Annotated in this window: 20 protein-coding genes; 18 read left to right on the top strand and 2 right to left on the bottom strand. The window is 38.8% G+C overall.

Annotated elements, in window-relative coordinates:
* Window positions 1-289 precede the first annotated feature (289 nt).
* From ABN256_RS16270 to ABN256_RS16255, 4 genes are all read left to right on the top strand, one after another.
* Window positions 290-1,075, top strand: coding sequence for an endonuclease/exonuclease/phosphatase family protein (locus ABN256_RS16270; protein ID WP_072070197.1), 786 nt, complete (start codon window positions 290-292; stop codon window positions 1,073-1,075).
* A gap of 183 nt (window positions 1,076-1,258) precedes the next feature.
* On the top strand, window positions 1,259-2,452 hold the full coding sequence (locus tag ABN256_RS16265) for an NAD(P)/FAD-dependent oxidoreductase (RefSeq protein ID WP_196553844.1): 1,194 nt from the start codon (window positions 1,259-1,261) through the stop codon (window positions 2,450-2,452).
* Between the two features lie 11 nt (window positions 2,453-2,463).
* A complete protein-coding gene (locus ABN256_RS16260) occupies window positions 2,464-2,862 on the top strand; it encodes a hypothetical protein (protein WP_197269924.1) in 399 nt (132 codons plus the stop codon).
* Between the two features lie 19 nt (window positions 2,863-2,881).
* A complete protein-coding gene (locus tag ABN256_RS16255) occupies window positions 2,882-4,063 on the top strand; it encodes a methionine gamma-lyase (RefSeq protein ID WP_349439747.1) in 1,182 nt (393 codons plus the stop codon).
* A gap of 94 nt (window positions 4,064-4,157) precedes the next feature.
* Here ABN256_RS16255 and ABN256_RS16250 read toward each other — a convergent pair whose 3' ends face one another.
* The gene (locus ABN256_RS16250) at window positions 4,158-5,525 is read right to left on the bottom strand and encodes an L-histidine transporter HutT (RefSeq protein WP_115350833.1); all 1,368 of its coding nucleotides are present in this window, start codon (window positions 5,523-5,525) and stop codon (window positions 4,158-4,160) included.
* Window positions 5,526-5,691: 166 nt separating this feature from the next.
* Between ABN256_RS16250 and queE the strand changes: the two genes are divergently transcribed.
* A complete protein-coding gene (queE, locus tag ABN256_RS16245) occupies window positions 5,692-6,363 on the top strand; it encodes a 7-carboxy-7-deazaguanine synthase QueE (RefSeq protein WP_072070192.1) in 672 nt (223 codons plus the stop codon).
* A gap of 77 nt (window positions 6,364-6,440) precedes the next feature.
* On the opposite strand, the gene queD is transcribed toward queE, so the two are convergent.
* Window positions 6,441-6,806 carry a 6-carboxytetrahydropterin synthase QueD gene (gene queD, locus ABN256_RS16240; protein ID WP_349439746.1) on the bottom strand — a complete coding sequence of 122 codons (366 nt, stop codon included), beginning with the start codon at window positions 6,804-6,806 and terminating at the stop codon, window positions 6,441-6,443.
* Window positions 6,807-7,104: 298 nt separating this feature from the next.
* Between queD and cysJ the strand changes: the two genes are divergently transcribed.
* The 13 genes from cysJ (at window position 7,105) to ABN256_RS16175 (ending at window position 20,306) form a co-directional block, all read left to right on the top strand.
* On the top strand, window positions 7,105-8,916 hold the full coding sequence (gene cysJ / locus ABN256_RS16235; RefSeq protein ID WP_349439745.1) for an NADPH-dependent assimilatory sulfite reductase flavoprotein subunit: 1,812 nt from the start codon (window positions 7,105-7,107) through the stop codon (window positions 8,914-8,916).
* Entirely contained in the window at window positions 8,917-10,647 is a 1,731-nt protein-coding gene (gene cysI, locus ABN256_RS16230; protein WP_196553849.1) for an assimilatory sulfite reductase (NADPH) hemoprotein subunit, read from the top strand. It abuts the gene before it with no gap.
* The gene (locus ABN256_RS16225) at window positions 10,644-11,375 is read left to right on the top strand and encodes a phosphoadenylyl-sulfate reductase (RefSeq protein ID WP_196553850.1); all 732 of its coding nucleotides are present in this window, start codon (window positions 10,644-10,646) and stop codon (window positions 11,373-11,375) included. Before cysI ends, ABN256_RS16225 begins: the two co-directional genes overlap by 4 nt.
* A gap of 205 nt (window positions 11,376-11,580) precedes the next feature.
* A complete protein-coding gene (cysG, locus tag ABN256_RS16220; protein ID WP_349439744.1) occupies window positions 11,581-13,005 on the top strand; it encodes a siroheme synthase CysG in 1,425 nt (474 codons plus the stop codon).
* Window positions 13,006-13,016: 11 nt separating this feature from the next.
* Window positions 13,017-13,925, top strand: coding sequence for a sulfate adenylyltransferase subunit CysD (gene cysD, locus ABN256_RS16215; RefSeq protein ID WP_109409747.1), 909 nt, complete (start codon window positions 13,017-13,019; stop codon window positions 13,923-13,925).
* An 11-nt stretch (window positions 13,926-13,936) separates the two neighbouring features.
* The gene (gene cysN / locus ABN256_RS16210) at window positions 13,937-15,388 is read left to right on the top strand and encodes a sulfate adenylyltransferase subunit CysN (RefSeq protein ID WP_349439743.1); all 1,452 of its coding nucleotides are present in this window, start codon (window positions 13,937-13,939) and stop codon (window positions 15,386-15,388) included.
* Window positions 15,389-15,390: 2 nt separating this feature from the next.
* Complete coding sequence (cysC, locus tag ABN256_RS16205; protein ID WP_197269930.1) at window positions 15,391-15,996, top strand: adenylyl-sulfate kinase; 606 nt, start codon at window positions 15,391-15,393, stop codon at window positions 15,994-15,996.
* Between the two features lie 332 nt (window positions 15,997-16,328).
* Window positions 16,329-16,619, top strand: coding sequence for a cell division protein FtsB (gene ftsB / locus ABN256_RS16200; RefSeq protein WP_072070183.1), 291 nt, complete (start codon window positions 16,329-16,331; stop codon window positions 16,617-16,619).
* A 39-nt stretch (window positions 16,620-16,658) separates the two neighbouring features.
* Window positions 16,659-17,408, top strand: a complete 750-nt coding sequence (ispD, locus tag ABN256_RS16195; protein ID WP_196553855.1) for a 2-C-methyl-D-erythritol 4-phosphate cytidylyltransferase — start codon at window positions 16,659-16,661, stop codon at window positions 17,406-17,408.
* 1 nt (window position 17,409) lies between these two features.
* Window positions 17,410-17,895: a 2-C-methyl-D-erythritol 2,4-cyclodiphosphate synthase gene (gene ispF, locus ABN256_RS16190; RefSeq protein ID WP_196553856.1), complete on the top strand. Its 486-nt coding sequence runs from the start codon at window positions 17,410-17,412 to the stop codon at window positions 17,893-17,895.
* Window positions 17,892-18,944 carry a tRNA pseudouridine(13) synthase TruD gene (truD, locus tag ABN256_RS16185; protein ID WP_349439741.1) on the top strand — a complete coding sequence of 351 codons (1,053 nt, stop codon included), beginning with the start codon at window positions 17,892-17,894 and terminating at the stop codon, window positions 18,942-18,944. Before ispF ends, truD begins: the two co-directional genes overlap by 4 nt.
* The gene (gene surE, locus ABN256_RS16180; protein ID WP_072070179.1) at window positions 18,922-19,686 is read left to right on the top strand and encodes a 5'/3'-nucleotidase SurE; all 765 of its coding nucleotides are present in this window, start codon (window positions 18,922-18,924) and stop codon (window positions 19,684-19,686) included. The genes truD and surE overlap by 23 nt, the downstream gene beginning before the upstream one ends.
* Window positions 19,680-20,306 carry a protein-L-isoaspartate(D-aspartate) O-methyltransferase gene (locus tag ABN256_RS16175; RefSeq protein ID WP_072070178.1) on the top strand — a complete coding sequence of 209 codons (627 nt, stop codon included), beginning with the start codon at window positions 19,680-19,682 and terminating at the stop codon, window positions 20,304-20,306. Before surE ends, ABN256_RS16175 begins: the two co-directional genes overlap by 7 nt.
* The last annotated feature ends 132 nt before the right edge of the window (window positions 20,307-20,438 follow it).

The raw sequence follows: 20,438 nt of genomic DNA, 5'->3' as shown, positions 1-20,438 counted from the left end.
GGTAGTTCAGTTGGTTAGAATACCTGCCTGTCACGCAGGGGGTCGCGGGTTCGAGTCCCGTCCGTTCCGCCAACATTAAGAAACCTAAGTCTAACGACTTAGGTTTTTTTTTGCTTAAAATTTAAGAATAAATAGATATTAAATTTCTAAAATTAAGTAAAAATAACTAATTTATATAAAAATAATTACTTTTGTTGATTATGACGTCCTTTTAAAAGATGAGGGTAGCGCTAGGCTTTGGTATACTTAAGTCATAGCAAGAAATCTTGCTGCTTATCTGAGGTTGTGAATGGCGAAGAAACCGACTTATTCAGTACGTTTTGTGGCAGGTCAACCTGTAGAAAGGATTGAACCAAGCCCGCCTTTAAGTGAAAGAAAAGATACATTACCTATTGGAATGCCTCTTTATACAGAAGGCACACTAAAAATTGCGGTTTGGAATATCTATAAACAGCAACGACCCAATTGGCGTAATATGTTAGAGATTTTATCAACCGATACGCATTTACTTTTATTGCAAGAGGCTCAAACTACGCCTGAGCTTGTTCGTTTTGCAGGAACCCATCATTTAATTGCAGATCAAGTTCCCGCCTTAGCTTTTCAGCAACATCCTGCGGGTGTAATGACTTTATCAAGTTCTCATCCTATCTATTGTTGTCCTCTAAGAGAAAAAGAACCTTTTCTACGCTTATCAAAATCAGCATTAATTACGGTATATCCGTTGATTACGGGTGATCATTTAATGGTGATTAATGTACATGCGATTAATTTTAGTTTTGGTGTTGATGTGTATCAGCGTCAATTAAGTAATTTATCCGTTCATATCATGCACCATAAAGGCCCCATTATTCTTGCGGGGGATTTTAATGCATGGAGTCGTCCTAGAGTGAATGTATTAAAGCGTTTTGCTAGAAGGTTAAGACTTAAAGAGGTTATTTTTGATAATGATTGGCGTACTAAAGCATTTGGTAAACCATTAGATTATATTTTCTATCGTGGATTATCGCTAAATAATGCAGAAGTACTGATCACTGATGCTTCAGACCATCATCCTTTAATTGCAACATTTTATTAGTGAGTGATAATAACTATACTTAATATTAAATTTAAATATTTAAATTTGGTATGATTATATCTAGTATCAATTAGAATAATTATTTTAATGATAGTTTATCTATCTATTTAATCTATTTGTTATATCAATACCTTTTACTATACTTTTTTTGTCTATCTAATATCACTAGATATAGGAAATAAAATGCCAACAAAAAATATAGTTATTATTGGTGGTGGTACCGGCGGAACTATTCTTGCTAATATCCTGGCTAAAAAATTAAATGAAGAAATCTTTTCAAATAAAATCAAAATAACACTTATTTCAGATAATCCTCATCATTATTACAAGCCTGCATTTATGTATATTGCATTTAATCTTTTTTTAAAAGAAGAGTTAATGCGATCAGAAAGAAGTTTATTAAGGCCTGAAATTGAATTTGTTATAGATAAAGCTGAGCACTTTGACTTTAACAATAAAATTATCTATTGCGAGTCTAAGAAAAAATATAATTATGATTTCTTAGTTTTAGCAACGGGTTGTGTTCCTAGCCCTCATAGAATTGAAGGTTTAAAAGAAGCAGGAAGTCATTTTTATCAATATAAAGCAGCAAGAGCGCTTGCTGATAAACTTGCGACAATTGAAAAAGGGCGTGTATTTATTACAGTGAGTTTCCCTGAAACGCCGAATGTGCCTCATCAATGTGGTATTGCTCCTATGGAAACAACCTTGATGCTTGATGAACTATTACGTCAACGTCGAGTAAGAAGCAATATTGAAATTGTCTATACTTATCCTACAGTTGCTCAACTTTTAAGAAACTGTTTGTTTATGCAACAAGAGGTTTGTGAAGTCCTTCCTGCGGTATTTTCAGAGCGAGATATTAAAGCTAAACGTGGATTTACATTAAGCCATGTTGATCCAGATAAAAAGATAGCTTACTCAAAAGAAGGGGAAGCAGAGCCGTTTGATATTTTGATGAGCACTCCGCCAATTACTGCGGTTGAAGCTATTCGTAACACGGGGTTAAGTGAGCATAATAATGGTGAAGGTTGGTTACCGACAGATCCTGAAACATTGCAAGTTTATGGATTAAACCAAGTTTATGTTATTGGTGATACCGTTGATTTACCAATCAGTAAAGCCGGTGGTAGTTGCCATAACCAAGCAGGTGTGATTGCTAATAATATCTGTGGTGAACTTCGCTATGGCTATCCTGCCGCCATTTACGATGGTCGAGTACAAGCCGTTGCACAAATGGGGCTATCAGCAGGAATGCCATTACAATATGACTATAAGCACGACGTAATACCGACACCGCCAACAAAATTAGGGGGATTATTGCGTAATAGTTATAACAGAGGCTTATATTGGGCAACAGTTAGAGGATTATTATAGGGGATACAATAATGAGTGAAAATAATTTAAGCCCAGAAGATATTCAACTGTTAACGGATGAAGATAAATTACACCTTCAACATTTATTAGAAAAAGCAAGACCATTATTAGCATTAAAGCGGTTTGATAATATCGTCGATTTATTATCTTTAATATCAGATTCAATAGATATTATGGATAATGCGACAGTTGAAAAATTGTCAGTTGCATTCGAGGAAACATTAATTCCAGTATGGGAGTTAAGTACTGCTTATAATATGGCAAAGAAAGAATCTATTTATCAAGATAAAAAATATACTTTAGGATCAACTTTTTCGTTATTAAAAAACCCTGATACGCTTAAAGGAATTTCTATTATTCTAAGAACAGTTCAAATTATCGGGGAAAATAATCAACGAATAGAAAATTAATTAGTAATTAGGAGATATAATGATGCAAGATAATAAACATTTTAATACTCAAGCAATACATTATGGCTATTCTCCGTTAGATTCTCAGGGGGCATTAGTGCCTCCTGTTTTTCAAACGTCTACTTTTGTTTTTCCGACGGCTCAATATGGAGCTGATTGTTTTGCAGGACGGCGAAAAGGACATTTCTATTCACGGATTTCTAATCCCACATTAAATTTATTAGAAAAACGTTTAGCACAATTAGAAGGTGGCGAAGGTGCAGTTGTTTTTTCTTCAGGAATGGGTGCAATTACGTCAACTTGCTGGTCGTTACTTCAACCTGGTGATGAATTGATTGCTGATATGACGCTTTATGGATGCACTTTTACTTTTTTTAATCATGGGCTTGCTAAGTTTGGTGTTAAAATAAAGCACGTTGATTTAACTAATCTTGAAAAATTGAAAGAAGCGATTACTGAAAAAACAAAATTAATTTTTTTTGAAACGCCTGCTAACCCTAATATGCGCGTCAGTGATATAGAAAAAATATCAGAAATAGCTCATCAGCATAATATTTCAGTGATAGTGGATAACACTTACTGTTCACCTTATTTACAACAACCTTTAAAACTTGGTGCAGATATTATTGTACATTCAATGACCAAATATTTATCAGGCCATGGTGATGTAACTGCGGGCGCGATTATTACTACACATGAATTAGCCGATAAAATACGTGTTGAGGGTTTAAAGGATATGACAGGGGCTTGTTTATCTCCTCACGATGCCTCGTTAATATTACGAGGCATAAAAACGTTAGGTATAAGAATGGAGCAGATCTGCCAAAATGCACAACGTATAGCTCAATACCTTGAAGATAATCCTAAAGTCGAAACTATTTATTATCCTGGGCTGACTTCTTTTCCTCAATATGAACTAGCCAAACGTCAAATGCGATTAGCTGGAGGTATGATAGCTATTGAGTTAAAAGGGGGCATTAAAGCCGGCAGAGAATTTCTCAATCGCTTAAATCTTTTTAGTCGAGCTGTGAGCTTAGGAGACTGTGAATCTTTAGCTCAACATCCAGCGACAATGACTCATGCTACTTATAGTGCAGAAGAACGGCAAAGGCATGGTATTAGTGACGGTTTGGTTCGTTTATCAATAGGTCTGGAAGATGTGGATGATTTAATTGCAGATCTAGAACAAGCACTGGCTTAGTAACAGTAGCTATTATGTAATAAAGAAAAAGGCTGTGAAATTATCCACAGCCTTTATTGTTCAACTTATATATTGGTTAATTCAGAAATATGATTTATTTCTGGTTCATTCTTGGTTTGATACCAACATAATAGCCGATAGTTAAAATCGCTACCCATATCATACCCACAATCAATGCCATTCTAGTTGATTCAAAATAACCTAAGATTGCGATAACAAACGCCATAAAGACGATAGTCAGCGCAGGTGCAACTGGCCATAGCGGTACTGGAAATTTAAGTGTTTTTACTTCTTCGGCGCTCATCTTACGGCGCATAGCGACTTGAGAAAGCAAAATCATTAACCAAACCCAAACTGTTGCAAATGTCGCAATAGAGGCAATTAAAACAAAGATTTGTTCTGGAATAAGGTAATTAAGCACGACGCCAAGTAACAGTACCACAGACATCACAAGTACTGTCATCCAAGGCACGCCATTACGGGTAAGCTTCATAAAGGATTTAGGTGCTTGTCCTTCTTGAGCCATGCCGTACATCATACGACCAGCCCCAAAGATATCACTATTAATTGCGGAAATAGCCGCTGTGATAACCACTAGGTTTAAAATGTTTGCCGCTGAATTGATCCCTAGATTCGAGAAAATCTGTACAAATGGGCTACCGTTATGGCCGATTTGTTGCCAAGGGAAAATACACATTAGAATGAATATCGTTAGAACATAGAATAATAAGATACGAAACGGTACGGCATTGATAGCTTTAGGAATGGTTTTCTCAGGATCTTTAGCTTCACTAGCAGTAATACCAATTACTTCAATTCCACCAAATGCAAACATCACAATGGCAAGCGAGGCGATAACCCCTTCAATACCATTTGGCATAAAACCACCAAACTCCCATAAGTTAGAGATACCAATAGGATGTTCAGTTTGTTGGCCAAAGCCATACATCATAATAACAACACCACCAATGATCATTGCGATAATAGCGGTGACTTTAACAATAGAAAGCCAAAACTCCATTTCACCAAATATCTTCACATGGCAAAGGTTTAAGGCACCAATAAAGCAAACTATGCCTAATACCCATATCCATTGATCGACATCTGGGAACCAAAGTTTCATATAAAAACCAAATGCTGTGACGTCAGCCAGACACACAATCAGCATTTCAAAAACGTAGTTCCAGCCGGTTAAGAAGCCTGCTAAAGGCCCCATATAATGGCTAGCATATTGTGAGAAAGAGCCCGCAACAGGATGATGAACGGCCATTTCCCCTAATGCACGCATAACCATAAATACCGCAGCACCACCAATAAGGTAAGCCAATAATACTGCTGGACCTGCTTTTTCAATGGCTGCAGCTGAGCCATAAAATAGACCAGTCCCGATCGCAGAGCCTAGCGCCATGAAACGAATGTGCCGCCCTGATAATCCTCGTGAAAGTTGATTCTCTTTTTGCATCTAAAGTATTCCCATCTCTGTCCAACGGAGGAACTCTATCCTCTTTTTCAGTGTCTTCTCGCACGTTAGCTATTCAAAACAAACCATGTACCTTATCATAAAGCCTCTTACGGTGAGATAGTTATCTGTAATAATCATCAGCATTCATTGGATATCAGAGTTTCTTATGCAATACCCCATTAATGAAGTGTTTCAAACCTTACAGGGTGAAGGTGTTTTTACTGGCGTTCCTGCGCTTTTTGTTCGATTACAAGGTTGCCCAGTTGGCTGTAGTTGGTGTGATACGAAGCATACTTGGGAAAAAGAGGACGAAAAAAAAGTTCCTCTTGGTGATATCCCGATTAAAACGCAAGAAAGCGATACTTGGGGCGAAGCCAGTGTTGCTGAAATTTTATCACTTTTTCAGCAACAAGGTTATAGTGCAAAACACGTTGTTATTACGGGAGGGGAGCCTTGTTTATATGATTTGCGTCCTTTAACGCAAGGGTTAGAGCAAGCCGGTTTTGCCTGCCAGATAGAAACCAGCGGTACTCATGACATTCTATGTAGTGAAAAAACATGGGTTACACTTTCACCTAAAGTAGGAATGCGAGGTGGTTTTCGTGTTTTATCAAGCGCTATCAATCGCGCTAATGAGATAAAACATCCAGTTGGACGTGAAAAAGATATTGAAGCTTTGGATACATTACTGGCATTACGCACAGAACAACCCGCACCTGTTGTTGCTTTACAACCCATTAGTTGTAAAGAAAGTGCAACGGCATTGTGTATTAAAACTTGTATTGAACGTAATTGGCGTTTCTCAATGCAAACGCATAAATATTTAAATATTGCGTGATCACATTTTAATATGAAAAAATCAGCCAATAAAAGGCTGATTTTTTTAGATGATAACGGTTTAATGTTAATACAAATCTACTCACCGTGATAAATACATCCTGCTGTACACGTCTCTTTCACCATTACTGCAGATAATAATGGTAATACCAGTTTTACTTGCTGCCAAATCCATTTTGCGAGCACTTCGCTGGTCGGATTTTCAAGGCCTTCAATTTCGTTAAGATAGTAGTGATCAAGGCGATCAAGAGTAGGTTTAAATGCGGCTTTAACATCAGCAAAATCAATAAGCCAACCTGACTGCGTATCAACTTCACCTGTTAGTTCTAATCTAACCAAAAAGGAGTGTCCGTGCAGGCGTCCACATTTGTGGCCTTCAGGAACATTCGGTAAATGGTGGGCGGCTTCAAACTGAAAATCTTTAAAGATGGTGGTTGTCATCAAAACTCTCTTGACTTAATTAGTAAAAAAAAGACACAAATAGAACGAAGTCTATCAGTGTAGCCGATTTAGCGTATCACGCCTAATCTCCCTTAATCTTAATGACTTGTTATGTTCCTTTTTGCTTATTAATTATATTGGTAAAGGAAACCGATAAATAAATTTAGCATTTAAGGTTATTAGATAGAGCCAACAGGTCTTTAATTCACCTTCTAGTCGTGAGATACCCTCTCAATATTAGAAATATTATCAAAGAACAATAAAGCACAGATAAGTGCTTCGCTTTTTTAAGGCAGGATAAATGAGCAATCAACCCCCATTATTATCAATGCTTCCATTAACATCGGAGCAATTGAATAAATTACAGGACGCAACAAAAGATCTCTCAACTGCGCAAATTGCATGGTTATCTGGGTATTTATGGGGGCAATTGGATCATGCTGCCGCATCCGTACCAACAGCGGTTGTTTCACCACAAGTTCCTGAACAAGAGACAATAACATTAATCTCAGCCTCTCAGACTGGTAATGCCCGCCATCTGGCAGAACAATTACGAGATAACCTAGTTGCGCATAAATTGAATGTCGAGTTGTACTCTGCCAGTGAATATAAATTTAAGCAGATCCATAAAGCGACAACTTTAATTATTATTGCATCTACACAAGGAGAGGGCGAACCTCCAGAGGAAGCGATTGCTTTCTATAAATACCTGCACTCTAAAAAAGCCGCTGAAATGAAAGAAACGGCTTATGCAGTTTTCAGTTTAGGCGATACCTCTTACGAATATTTCTGCAAAGCAGGCAAAGACTTTGATGAAAGAATTACCCAGCTTGGTGCAACGCGTTTATTACCTAGAGTTGATGCTGATGTTGAATATCAATCTGTTGCGGATGAATGGATAAAACAGCTTACAGAACTCTTAACAGCAAGAGTACCGGCACAAAGTACGCAAGTCTTACAACAAACACAGTCAGGCACGACAGATACAGTTAATGCCTCTATCTATCATAGAGATGCGCCTTTTACTGCCACATTACTGACTAATCAAAAAATCACAGGTCGAAATTCAGATAGAGATATTCGTCATATTGAAATCAGTCTTGAAGGTTCTGATTTACAATATCAACCCGGTGATGCGCTGGGAGTTTGGTTTAATAACTCATCTGAAAAAGTCGATGAACTTATTGCTTTGTTGTGGCTAAAGGGTGATGAACCTGTCACGTTAAAATCTCAAACATTCACCTTAAAAGAGGCCTTATTACATCATTGTGAACTGACACAAAATAGCGCGCCTATCGTCAAGGCTTATGCACAACTTACACGACATGAAGATTTATTGTCATTGGTGGCTGATAAAACAAAGCTTCAGCAATATGCAGACAAACACCCTATTAATGAGATGGTGCGCCAATATTGCGCTCAACCAACGGCACAAGATTTTGTGGATATTTTACGCCCATTAACACCACGCCTTTATTCTATCGCTTCATCACAACAAGAAGTAGAAGAGGAAGTTCACCTTACTTTAGGGGTTGTACGTTACGACGTTAATTCGCGCGCTTATACCGGCGGCGCCTCTGGTTTTTTAGCTGATGGCTTAAAAGAAGGCGATAGTGTCAATGTTTTTATCGAGAAAAATGCACATTTTCGTCTCCCTGAAGATAACACTGCATCTGTCATTATGATTGGTCCAGGCACAGGCATTGCACCTTTTAGGGGCTTTATGCAGCAGCGCGAAAATGACGCGGCAACAGGTAAAAATTGGTTATTTTTTGGTAATCCTCATTTTGTAGAAGATTTTCTCTATCAAGTGGAATGGCAACGTTATGTCAAAAGCGGTCTGTTAACTCATATCGATTTAGCATGGTCACGAGATCAAGCACATAAAATTTATGTACAAGATAAATTGCGTGAACGTGGCAATGAGATTTGGCAATGGTTACAGCAAGGTGCTTATCTTTATGTCTGTGGTGATGCGTCACGAATGGCAAAAGATGTTGAACAGGCGTTGTTAGATATTGTGATGGAGTGTGGCAATAAAAATATTGAAGAAGCAGATGAATACTTAAGTGAGCTACGTCTAGAAAGGCGTTATCAGAGGGATGTCTATTAAATGAAATCACACACTCAAGCGCCCTTAGTGGTTGAAGGGAAACTGGCTGATAGTGAACGCATGAAAAAAGAGAGTCACTTTTTACGCGGCACTATTACAGAAGACTTACAAAATGGTTTAACCGGTGGCTTTGAAGGCGATAACTTTTTGTTAATTCGTTTTCATGGCATGTATCAACAAGATGACAGAGATATTCGAGCTGAACGTGCAGAGCAAATGCTAGAACCTCGCCATGCCATGATGCTACGTTGTCGTTTGCCCGGTGGCATTATTTCGCCTAAACAGTGGCTTAGCATTGATAAGTTTGCGACGGAAAATACGCTTTACGGTAGTATTCGAATTACTAATCGCCAAACTTTTCAATTTCACGGCATTTTAAAGGGCAATGTAAAACCTGCTCATCAAATGTTAGCCGCCACAGGATTGGATTCTCTAGCTACTGCGAATGATGTTAACCGTAATGTCCTATGTACTTCAAACCCAGTACAATCTTCATTACACCAAGAAGCGTATGAGTGGGCGAAAAAAATATCAGAACACTTATTACCTCGCACTCATGCTTATGCGGAAATCTGGTTAGATAAAGAGAAAGTTGCAACTACAGACGAAGAGCCTATTTTGGGGGAAACCTACTTACCACGGAAATTTAAAACCTCAGTGGTGATCCCGCCTCATAATGATGTTGATCTGCATGCGAATGACATGAATTTTATTGCGATTGCTGAAAATGGGCATCTTGTCGGATTTAATGTGCTGGTGGGTGGCGGTTTAGCCATGACACATGGCGATAAGAAAACCTTTCCTCGCTTAGCCAGTGAATTTGGTTATATCCCTATTGAAAAAACCTTAGCAATTGCTGAGGCGATTGTGACAACTCAGCGTGACTGGGGAAATCGAACTGAACGCAAAAATGCAAAAACAAAATACACATTAGAACGCGTTGGTGTAGAGACGTTTAAACAAGAGGTTGAACGCCGTTCAGGTGTCACTTTTGAGGCTATTCGACCTTATGAATTTACACATAGAGGCGATCAGATTGGTTGGTTAAAAGGTGTTGATGATAAATGGCATCTTACTTTATTTATTGAAAGTGGCCGGTTGATTGATACGCCTGATGCTCCATTAAAAACAGGTGTCGCTGAAATCGCTAAAATTCATCAAGGCGATTTTCGCCTTACGGCTAATCAGAATTTAATTGTGGCAGGTGTACCTGAGAATGAAAAAGCCAATATTGAGGCAATTGCTCGTCAATATGGTTTGATCAATAGCCAAGTTACACCACTGCGTGAACATGCGATGGCGTGTGTTTCTTTCCCAACATGCCCATTAGCGATGGCAGAAGCTGAGCGTTTTTTACCCTCATTCACCGACACACTTGATAGCTTAATGACAAAACATGGCATCAGTGATGAGCACATTGTTGTACGCGTAACTGGATGCCCAAATGGCTGTGGTCGAGCAATGCTTGCAGAAGTGGGGCTGGTGGGAAAAGCCCCTGATCGTTATAACCTACATTTAGGCGGTAATCGTATTGGTACACGCATACCTAGAATGTATCGTGAAAATATTACCTCACAAGAAATCATCGCAATACTTGATACGCTGATTGGTGAATGGGCATCTTCTCGTGATAATAATGAAGGTTTCGGCGATTTTCTTATTCGCACTGATGTTGTTAAACCTGTACTCAACTCTGCCGTGGATTTTTATGAAGTACAGGAGGCGGTATGAGTTTATTTCAGCTTGAACAATTAAGATTATTATCGATAGAAGAACAACAAAAAACGTTAGCTGAAATTAATCAACAACTTGAGCAACTCACCGCTATTGAACGTATTACTTGGGCTTTAGCTCATTTGCCTAAAGCTTATGTACTAAGCTCTAGTTTTGGTATTCAGTCCGCAGTCTGTTTGCATTTAATCACAAGGCAATATCCTGATATCCCCGTGATTTTGACAGATACGGGTTATTTGTTTCCTGAGACTTATCAGTTTATTGATACATTGACTCAACAGTTACAACTTAATTTAAAGGTGTATCGAGCTGAATTATCTTCATCTTGGCAAGAAGCCCGTTACGGTAAACTTTGGTTAAATGGCATAGACGGTATTGAGCGATATAACAACATCAATAAAGTTGAGCCGATGGAAAGAGCATTAAAAACGTTACAGGCTCAAACATGGTTTGCAGGTCTTCGCCGACAACAATCTAAAAGTCGTGAGCATTTGCCAGTGCTTTCAATCGCAAAAGGGATCTTTAAGTTTTTACCGATAGTAGATTGGGATAATAAGCAAATTCATCAATATCTTAAAGAAAATGATTTACCCTATCACCCCTTATGGGAGCAAGGTTATCTCTCTGTGGGTGATACTCATACAACCCGAAAATGGGAAGAGGGTATGAGTGAAGAAGAAACTCGTTTTTTTGGCTTAAAACGTGAGTGTGGGTTACACGAATAACGCCATTATTTATCAATAAAATAAATAGGGTAATAGTTCAATCTATTGCCCTATTTGTCGTTTTTAAAAAATTAACTTATTGAAATTATTTTATTTTTCCTTATTCCTTTCTGTTCCATCACATAGCTTTTTGTCATTTCATAAGCCCTAAAGCACCTTTTATAGTCATTACTCATAAAGTGAACAACGAAGGTGAGATACGCGTATGGATTACCTACCCTTATTTGTGGAATTAAAAGAACGCCCGGTGTTATTGGTGGGGGGTGGTCATGTCGCCGCGCGTAAAGCTTTGCTGTTATTAAGAGCAGGTGCTCGCTTAAGAGTGATTGCACCTCAGTTGTGTGATGAATTACATCTTGCTTATCAGCAAGATAAAATTGAATGGGTGTCAGCAAAATATCAATCTGAACATCTATTAGGAATGATGCTGGTTATTGTGGCTACGGATGACTATGTGCTTAATCAGCAAGTTTATCTTGATGCACAAGCACGACATATTTTTGTCAATGTTGTGGATTCACAACCTCAATGCTCATTTATCTTTCCTGCCATTATTGATAGAAATCCTATTTTGATCGCGATTTCATCTGCGGGAAAAGCGCCTGTTTTAGTTCGTATGATACGTGAAAAGTTAGAGGCCTTATTGCCAAGTTCATTAGGCACAATGGCGACTATAGCAGGAAAATGGCGCAATAAAGTGAAACAACACTTAGATACTTTTCAAGCGCGTTGTCGTTTTTGGGAGCAAGCCTTCGGTGGTAAATTTGCCACTTTAGTGGCGAGTGATCAATTGGTTCAAGCAGAAGCCCATCTTGAACAACAACTAAAACAAAAAGAGAGCCAACAAGGTGAACTTGCATTAGTTGGAGCAGGGCCAGGTGATGCAGGTTTATTAACACTGCGCGGTTTACAGGTTATTCAACAAGCTGAAGTTGTCCTTTATGACAGTTTAGTGAGTCCAGAGGTTTTAGAGCTTGTACGACGTGATGCTGACACTATTTGTGTGGGCAAAAGAGCTGGACATCACAGTGTTTCTCAAGAGGAAACGAATGCACTGATTGTGAAATATGCGCAATTAGGTAAACGAGTTGTTCGGTTAAAAGGGGGAGATCCCTTTATTTTTGGACGTGGTGGCGAAGAAATTGAAATTGCTATCGCGCATGGGATTGCGTTTCAGGTTGTACCTGGAGTCACAGCTGCCAGCGGAGCAAGCGCTTATGCGGGGATACCATTAACTCATCGACAATACGCTCAAAGCGTTACTTTTATGACGGGTCACTGTAAAGCTGATGGTATTGAACCTGATTGGGGATCATTGGCACAAGCTAATCACACTCTCGCTATTTATATGGGAACGGCAAAAGCAGAACTGATTAGTCAGCGTTTAATTAAACTCGGACGTTCTCCATTAACGCCTATCGCTGTTATCAGTTGTGGCACACGCCGTGATCAGCAAGTTTTCACGGGTAACCTAACGCAATTAGCACAATTGGCAGAAAAAGCACCAACTCCGGCTCTCCTGATTGTAGGAGAGGTTGCTGCATTGCACCATCAACTTGCGTGGTTTGGCGATAGACACGCTTATCCGTCTTTACCTTCGCACCATTCATCTTTGGTTCATTTTGCCTAAACGAGGTTGTTATGAATGAAACACAGTTAACGCACCTTCAGCAATTAGAAGCAGAAAGTATTTATATCCTGCGTGAAGTTGTCGCTGAATTTGCAAATCCCGTCATGCTTTATTCAATAGGCAAAGATTCCTCGGTGATGTTGCATTTAGCACGCAAGGCGTTCTATCCCGCTAAATTACCTTTTCCTTTGTTACATGTTGATACTGGCTGGAAATTTCGAGAAATGTATGATTTTCGAGATAAAACAGCTAAAGAATATGGTTTTGATCTTAAGGTTTATCGCAATCCGCAAGGTGAAGAGCTTGGAATTAATCCGTTTATTCATGGTAGTGCAAAACATACGGATATCATGAAAACAGAAGGGTTAAAGCAAGCCTTAGACAAATATGGCTTTGATGCGGCATTTGGTGGTGCTCGTCGTGATGAAGAAAAATCACGAGCCAAAGAACGTATTTATTCATTTAGAGATAGATCTCATCGTTGGGATCCGAAAAATCAACGACCTGAATTATGGAAAAACTATAACGGTCAAATTAATAAAGGCGAAAGTATTCGAGTATTTCCATTATCTAACTGGACTGAACTCGATATTTGGCAATATATCTATTTAGAAAATATCGATATTGTTCCTCTTTATTTTGCAAAAAATAGACCTGTTATTGAGCGTGATGGCACATTAATTATGGTTGATGACGACAGAATTGATCTTAAGCCGGGTGAAGTTATCACTCAGCAACAAGTGAGATTTAGAACTTTAGGATGCTGGCCATTAACTGGAGCCATTCCTTCACAAGCCGAAACGCTACCCGCCATTATTGAGGAAATGCTGATTTCCACCAGCAGTGAACGACAAGGACGTTTAATTGACAGTGATCAGTCCGCTTCAATGGAGCTGAAAAAACGCCAAGGTTACTTTTAATTGGAGGATATATGGGACTTGCAGCCGTGAAAACAAATCAATTTATTGCTGGCGAAATTGCACATTTTGGTGGTGTGGAAAGCTATCTTAAAATGCAACAAAACAAAGGATTATTACGATTTTTAACTTGTGGTGATGTTGATGATGGTAAAAGCACATTAATTGGACGTTTGCTTCATGATACAAGGCAGATCTATGAAGATCAGCTTTCTACATTACAAACGGAAAGTAAAAAAATAGGTACTCAAGGTGAAAAGCTCGATCTTGCTTTGCTGGTGGATGGATTAGCGGCAGAGAGGGAGCAAGGGATCACTATTGATGTTGCTTACCGTTATTTCTCAACGGCAAAACGCAAGTTTATTATTGCTGATACACCCGGACATGCGCAATATACCCGTAATATGGCGACAGGCGCATCAACCAGTACGCTTTCTATTCTGCTGATCGATTCTCGTAAAGGTGTACAAGAGCAAACACGACGTCACAGTTTTATCAGCACACTTTTGGGGATACGCCATCTGATTGTGGCAATTAACAAAATGGATCTAGTGGATCACCAACAAGCTATTTTTAATTCGATCCAACAAGATTATCTTAAATTTGCCGATCAACTTCCGACAGATCTAACCATTGAATTTGTACCTATCTCTGCGCTTGATGGTGATAATGTCGTTTCACCTTCCTTGAATATGCCTTGGTATCAAGGGAAAACGTTGCTTTCATTATTAGAAGATGCGCCAGTTAAATTGGGAGCATCTACACAATCGCTACGTTTTCCTGTGCAATATGTAAATCGCCCTGATTTAGATTTTAGAGGATATAGTGGCACAATTTCTTCTGGTGTTCTTTACCAAGGACAACAAATCAAAGTATTACCTTCGGGGCAACGTTCTACTATCAAACGTATTGTTACTTTTGATGGTGACTTAACACAAGCGAGTGCAGGACAAGCTATTACACTAGTTTTAACTGATGAAATTGATATTAGTCGTGGCGATATTATTGTTGATAGTAGTGATACAACTGCCAATGTTAGCACTCATGCATTGATAGATGTGGTATGGATGTCAGAGCAACCCTTAGTTCAAGGGCACATACTTGATATCAAGATTGCAGGTAAAAAGAGCCGAGCAAAAATAGAGAATATTCATTATCAAGTGGATGTTAATAAGCTTACTCAACAAGTTACAGATAACTTAAGTTTAAATGCAATAGGTAGTGTTGAAGTCTCATTTGAAGAGCCTTTGGTGCTTGATAACTATCAAGCCAATGCCGATATGGGGGGGCTTATTTTTATTGATAGGTTAAGCAATGTCACGGTAGGGGCTGGGCTTATCCGAGAAATTCGCAATACGCCTATACAAACTACGACACAATACGATGCTTTTGAAGTTGAGCTTAATCAGCTTATTCGTCGTCATTTTCCTCATTGGGGAGCAAGAGATCTTCTTGGAGGAAAATAAAGATGATAAGCGAAGATATTATCTGGCATTCGCATAAAATTGGATTAAACGAACGCGAATCACAGCAGGCACACAAAGGATGTGTGCTTTGGTTTACTGGGCTATCAGGATCGGGTAAATCCACGTTGGCTGATGCATTAGAGCAAGCACTTTATCAACACTCCGATTCGCCAATTCACACTTATTTATTAGATGGCGATAATTTACGTCATGGATTATGCCGTGATCTTGGATTTAGCGAAGAGGATCGGCATGAAAATATCCGTCGTGTGGGTGAAGTAGCTAAATTGATGGTAGATGCGGGGCTTATTGTTTTAACCGCTTTTATCTCACCTTATCGAGAAGATAGGCAACAAGTTAGGAGCCATTTTGAGCAAGGTCGATTTATTGAGATCTTTGTCGATACCCCCCTTCATATTTGTGAGGCTCGTGATCCGAAAGGGCTTTATCAAAAGGCAAGACGTGGTGAAATAAAACAATTTTCAGGAATTGATTCACCTTATGAACGCCCTGTTGACCCTGAATTACATTTAGATGGTACACTCTCTATTAATAAACTTACTCAGCAAATCCTCATTTATCTACAGCAAAATCAAATCTACCGTTAATTTTGAAGTGAAATTTAATTATCTCTACACAAATATCGCATAAAAAGGATAAATGTGTAGAGATATCAATACATTAATTTTGTGAGGCACATTTATCATCACCCCCTGTTTAAATATCATTAAGTCTTTTCATCTAAAATGGATTTATTTATCAATTAACTCTATTCTGGCTTATCTTAATAAGAAAAAATTAAGCCTTTATCTGAATATTACAAAAGAGCCTCACGTTTATAGTGAGCTGAATACAAATAATAATGTAATATATTCCAGCGCTTTTGTGGCGTCTGTGGTTGAGTTGTGGGATGATTAGCCCATTAATCTTGGGGGTGGTAATGGGGAAATTAACAGTCTTACTTCTGATTTTACTTGGTTGGCTACAATATTCATTGTGGTTAGGTAAAAATGGTATCCATGATTACAACAAAGTAAGTCAAGAAGTTGAATCTGCATTGGCGCAAAATACGCAGTTAAAAGAGCGTAATGATCGTCTATTTGCAGAGATTGATGACCTCAATGGCGGGCAAGAAGCGTTAGAAGAGCGCGCTCGTAGTGAATTAGGGATGATTAAGCCTAATGAGACCTTCTTCCGTATTGTGAATGATAAGTCTCAACCACGTCGTTAATTTATTGAATTAATAGTGTGTCCTGATACAAATACCATAATGAATATAACAAACTCTACTCTTCCTATTGTTGCCGTTATTCCAGCAGCTGGTATCGGAAGTCGAATGCAATCAATCTGCCCAAAACAATATTTGAAGATTGGTGGATTGACTATTCTTGAACATACCATTAATGCTTTATTAAAACACCCACGCATAATGAAAATTATTGTGGCAATTAGCCCAGATGATCATTATTTTCAAGCCTTACCTTTAGCACAAGATGAAAGGATCATTACAGTTAATGGTGGAGGAGAGCGAGCGGACTCTGTATTATCGGGTTTAGAGTACGTCACTCAGCATTTTTCTGAAAAGACTTGGGCTCTTGTCCATGATGCAGCGAGGCCTTGCTTGTATTTTGGCGACCTTGATCATCTTATTAAATTAATTGATGAAAACTTCTCAGATCCACAGTTTTGCGGTGGTATTCTTGCAACTCCTGTACGTGATACGATGAAACGTAGCCATCAACAAGATAATCATATTGAACAAACAGTAGAAAGAACAACACTATGGCATGCTTTAACGCCACAGTTCTTTCCTGCCTCGTTATTAAAACAAAATATAGAAATGGCACTCTCAGAAAATGCAACTATTACTGATGAAGCATCAGCGATGGAATTTGCTGGATATGAACCTCTATTAGTGAAAGGGCGTGCAGACAATATCAAAGTGACTCAGCCAGAAGATTTGGCGCTTGCAGAGTTTTTTCTTTCACGCCAAATCACCAATATAAGGAACACACAATAAAATGAGAATTGGACACGGTTACGACGTACATAAATTTGGTGGTGAAGGTCCTATTATTATTGGCGGCGTCAGAGTTCCTTATGAACAAGGCTTATTAGCTCACTCTGATGGCGATGTTGTATTGCATGCGGTGACTGACGCTATTTTAGGCGCAGTGGCAATGGGGGATATTGGTACGTTGTTCCCTGATACTGATCCGGCGTATAAAGGTGCTGATAGCCGTGTATTACTTCGAGAAGCATTTTCACGCGTAAAAGCCAAAGGTTACCGAATTGGTAACTTAGATGTCACTATTATTGCTCAAGCTCCTAAAATGTTACCTCATACACCACAAATGCGTGTCAATATTGCAGAAGATCTTCATTGTCATATTGATGATATCAATGTAAAAGCGACAACAACTGAAAAACTTGGATTTGTGGGTAGAAAAGAAGGTATTGCTTGTGAAGCTGTTGTTTTATTAATAAAAGAGTCATTACCTGAATGAGTGAATTACCAGAACTCCATTGGTTACATGGAAAACCACAAGCAACAGGTTTATTGAAGTCAATTCCTGAAGATTTTATTGTCCGTGAAGATCTTGGTTTCACCCTCGATGGTGAAGGTGAGCATGTCATGGTGAAAGTCAGGAAAACCGGATGTAACACCGCTTTTGTTGCTGAAAAACTGGCAAAATTTGTGGGTATTCACCCTAGAGATGCAAGCTATGCTGGACTAAAAGACAGAAATGCTGTTACCGAACAATGGTTTTGTCTGCGTATGCCGGGTAAAGAGATGCCCGACTTAAGTCAGTTTGTTTTAGAAGGTTGTGAAATTTTAGAAACAACTCGCCAACAACGTAAATTACGTATAGGAACATTAAAAGGTAATCACTTTACATTGGTATTGAGAGAAATCTCAGACCGTACTTTTGTTGATGTACGTTTAGCTCAAATTAAAGCTAAAGGTATTCCTAACTATTTTGGTACTCAACGATTTGGGCGTAATGGTGAAAACTTACGCCAAGCGGTGCGTTGGGCAACCGATGAAATTCGTGTTAAAGAGCGTGGTAAACGCAGTTTTTATCTTTCAGCAGCACGCAGTGCCATGTTCAATCATCTTGTCAGTAAAAGATTAGAGTGTGATTTATACTCAAAAGTGATACTCGGAGATGCAATGCAACTTCATGGACGAGGCAGCTGGTTTGTTGTCGATGAAGCTGAACTCACTTCCACACAAACTCGCTATGAAGAACATGATGTTCATATTACTGCACCTTTACCGGGCAAGGGTGATTTAGGTACACAAGCACAAGCATTGGATTTTGAAACTGAAAATCTGGCAGAATATGAAACATTATGGTCATTGGCTCGACAAGAGCGAGTTGATAATACCAGACGTGCTATCAATGTGTTACCAGAAAATATGTCATGGAATTGGGTAGACGACACCACTGTTTCTCTGTCATTCTTTTTACCTGCAGGAAGCTTTGCAACTAGCGTTGTACGTGAATTAATTTTATTAGGGAATGATGATGCTGAAAATATTGGTGAGTAATGACGATGGTGTGATGGCGAAAGGAATACAGACCCTCGCTAAAGCATTACGCCAGCGCTATGATATACAAATTGTTGCACCTGATCGTAATCGTAGTGCCGCCTCTAACTCTTTAACAATTGACCGGCCATTACGCAAGCAAGAGCTGGAAAATGGCGATATCGCGATTGTTGAAGGAACACCAACAGATTGTGTTTATCTTGGTGTTAATCATTTAGTGCGCCCTCGTCCTGATATTGTGGTTTCCGGTATTAATCATGGCCCTAATTTAGGTGATGATGTTATTTATTCAGGGACAGTGGCAGCGGCAACAGAAGGGCGTTTTTTAGGTTTACCTGCGATTGCCGTCTCATTAGATGGTGAAACGCACTTTGAGACGGCGGCTCAAGTCACTTGTGACGTGTTGGCAATGTTACAACAAGTACCTTTAAGAGCCGGGAATATTCTCAATATTAATGTGCCAGATATTCCACTAAATGAAGTAAAAGGGTTTCGTATCACACGTTGTGGGAGTCGTCATGCTTCACAGCACGTTTATACTCACACTGATCCTAGAGGAAATAGCCTTTATTGGATTGGGCCTCCAGGCGAAAAAAACGATGTAGGCCCTGATACAGATTTTGCTGCTGTTGACGAAGGTTATGTGTCGATTACACCCTTACATGTCGATTTAACAGCATACAAAGCACTAGATTTACTACAAAATTGGTTAAATAAAGCAGAGGTCAAAAAAACATGTTAAGTCGGTCAATGAAAGACTTACTGACAATGTTAAAACAGCATGGTATCAAGGATGAAAGCCTGCTGGAAGCAATGAGTAAAGTACCCAGAGAGCTCTTTATTGATGAAGCGCTTTCTCATAAGGCTTATGAAAATACAGCTTTACCTATTGGTAATGGCCAAACTATTTCACAACCTTATATTGTTGCTAAAATGACAACGCTACTAGAATTACAAAGTACGGATTCTGTTTTAGAAATTGGAACAGGATCTGGGTATCAAACGGCTGTTTTAGCAAATTTAGTCCATCATGTCAGCTCTGTTGAGCGTATAAAGATATTACAATGGCAAGCTAAACGACGTTTTAAGCATCTTGATTTACATAATATTTCTACACGCCATGGTGATGGATGGGAAGGGTGGTCATCAAAAGCGCCTTTTAATGCCATAATAGTGACAGCATGTGCAACAGAAGTACCACAACAGTTATTGATGCAATTAGCTGATGGTGGCAGGATGATAATACCTGTAGGCGAACAGCAACAAATACTGAAGTTTATCCGACGTTTAGGTAATGATTTTCACTATCAATCTATAGAAGCTGTTAGGTTTGTTCCTTTAATTTCAGGTGAGTTAGCATAACTTCCAGATAAATCTGACCGCTTTTTATTACTGCTTTTTAATAGCTTGTCGTAATCTGCACTAATAAATGAAACATTTTCAAAAAATTGCAGTCTTTTTGTTTAACTCGACAAATTGCTAGATGCTAATGCC

The organism is Proteus sp. fly-1008 (genome assembly GCF_040140305.1).
Lineage (GTDB): Bacteria > Pseudomonadota > Gammaproteobacteria > Enterobacterales > Enterobacteriaceae > Proteus > Proteus vulgaris_B.
The sequence above is the reverse complement of the archived record's forward strand: the minus strand, read 5'-3'. Positions and strand labels throughout refer to the sequence as shown.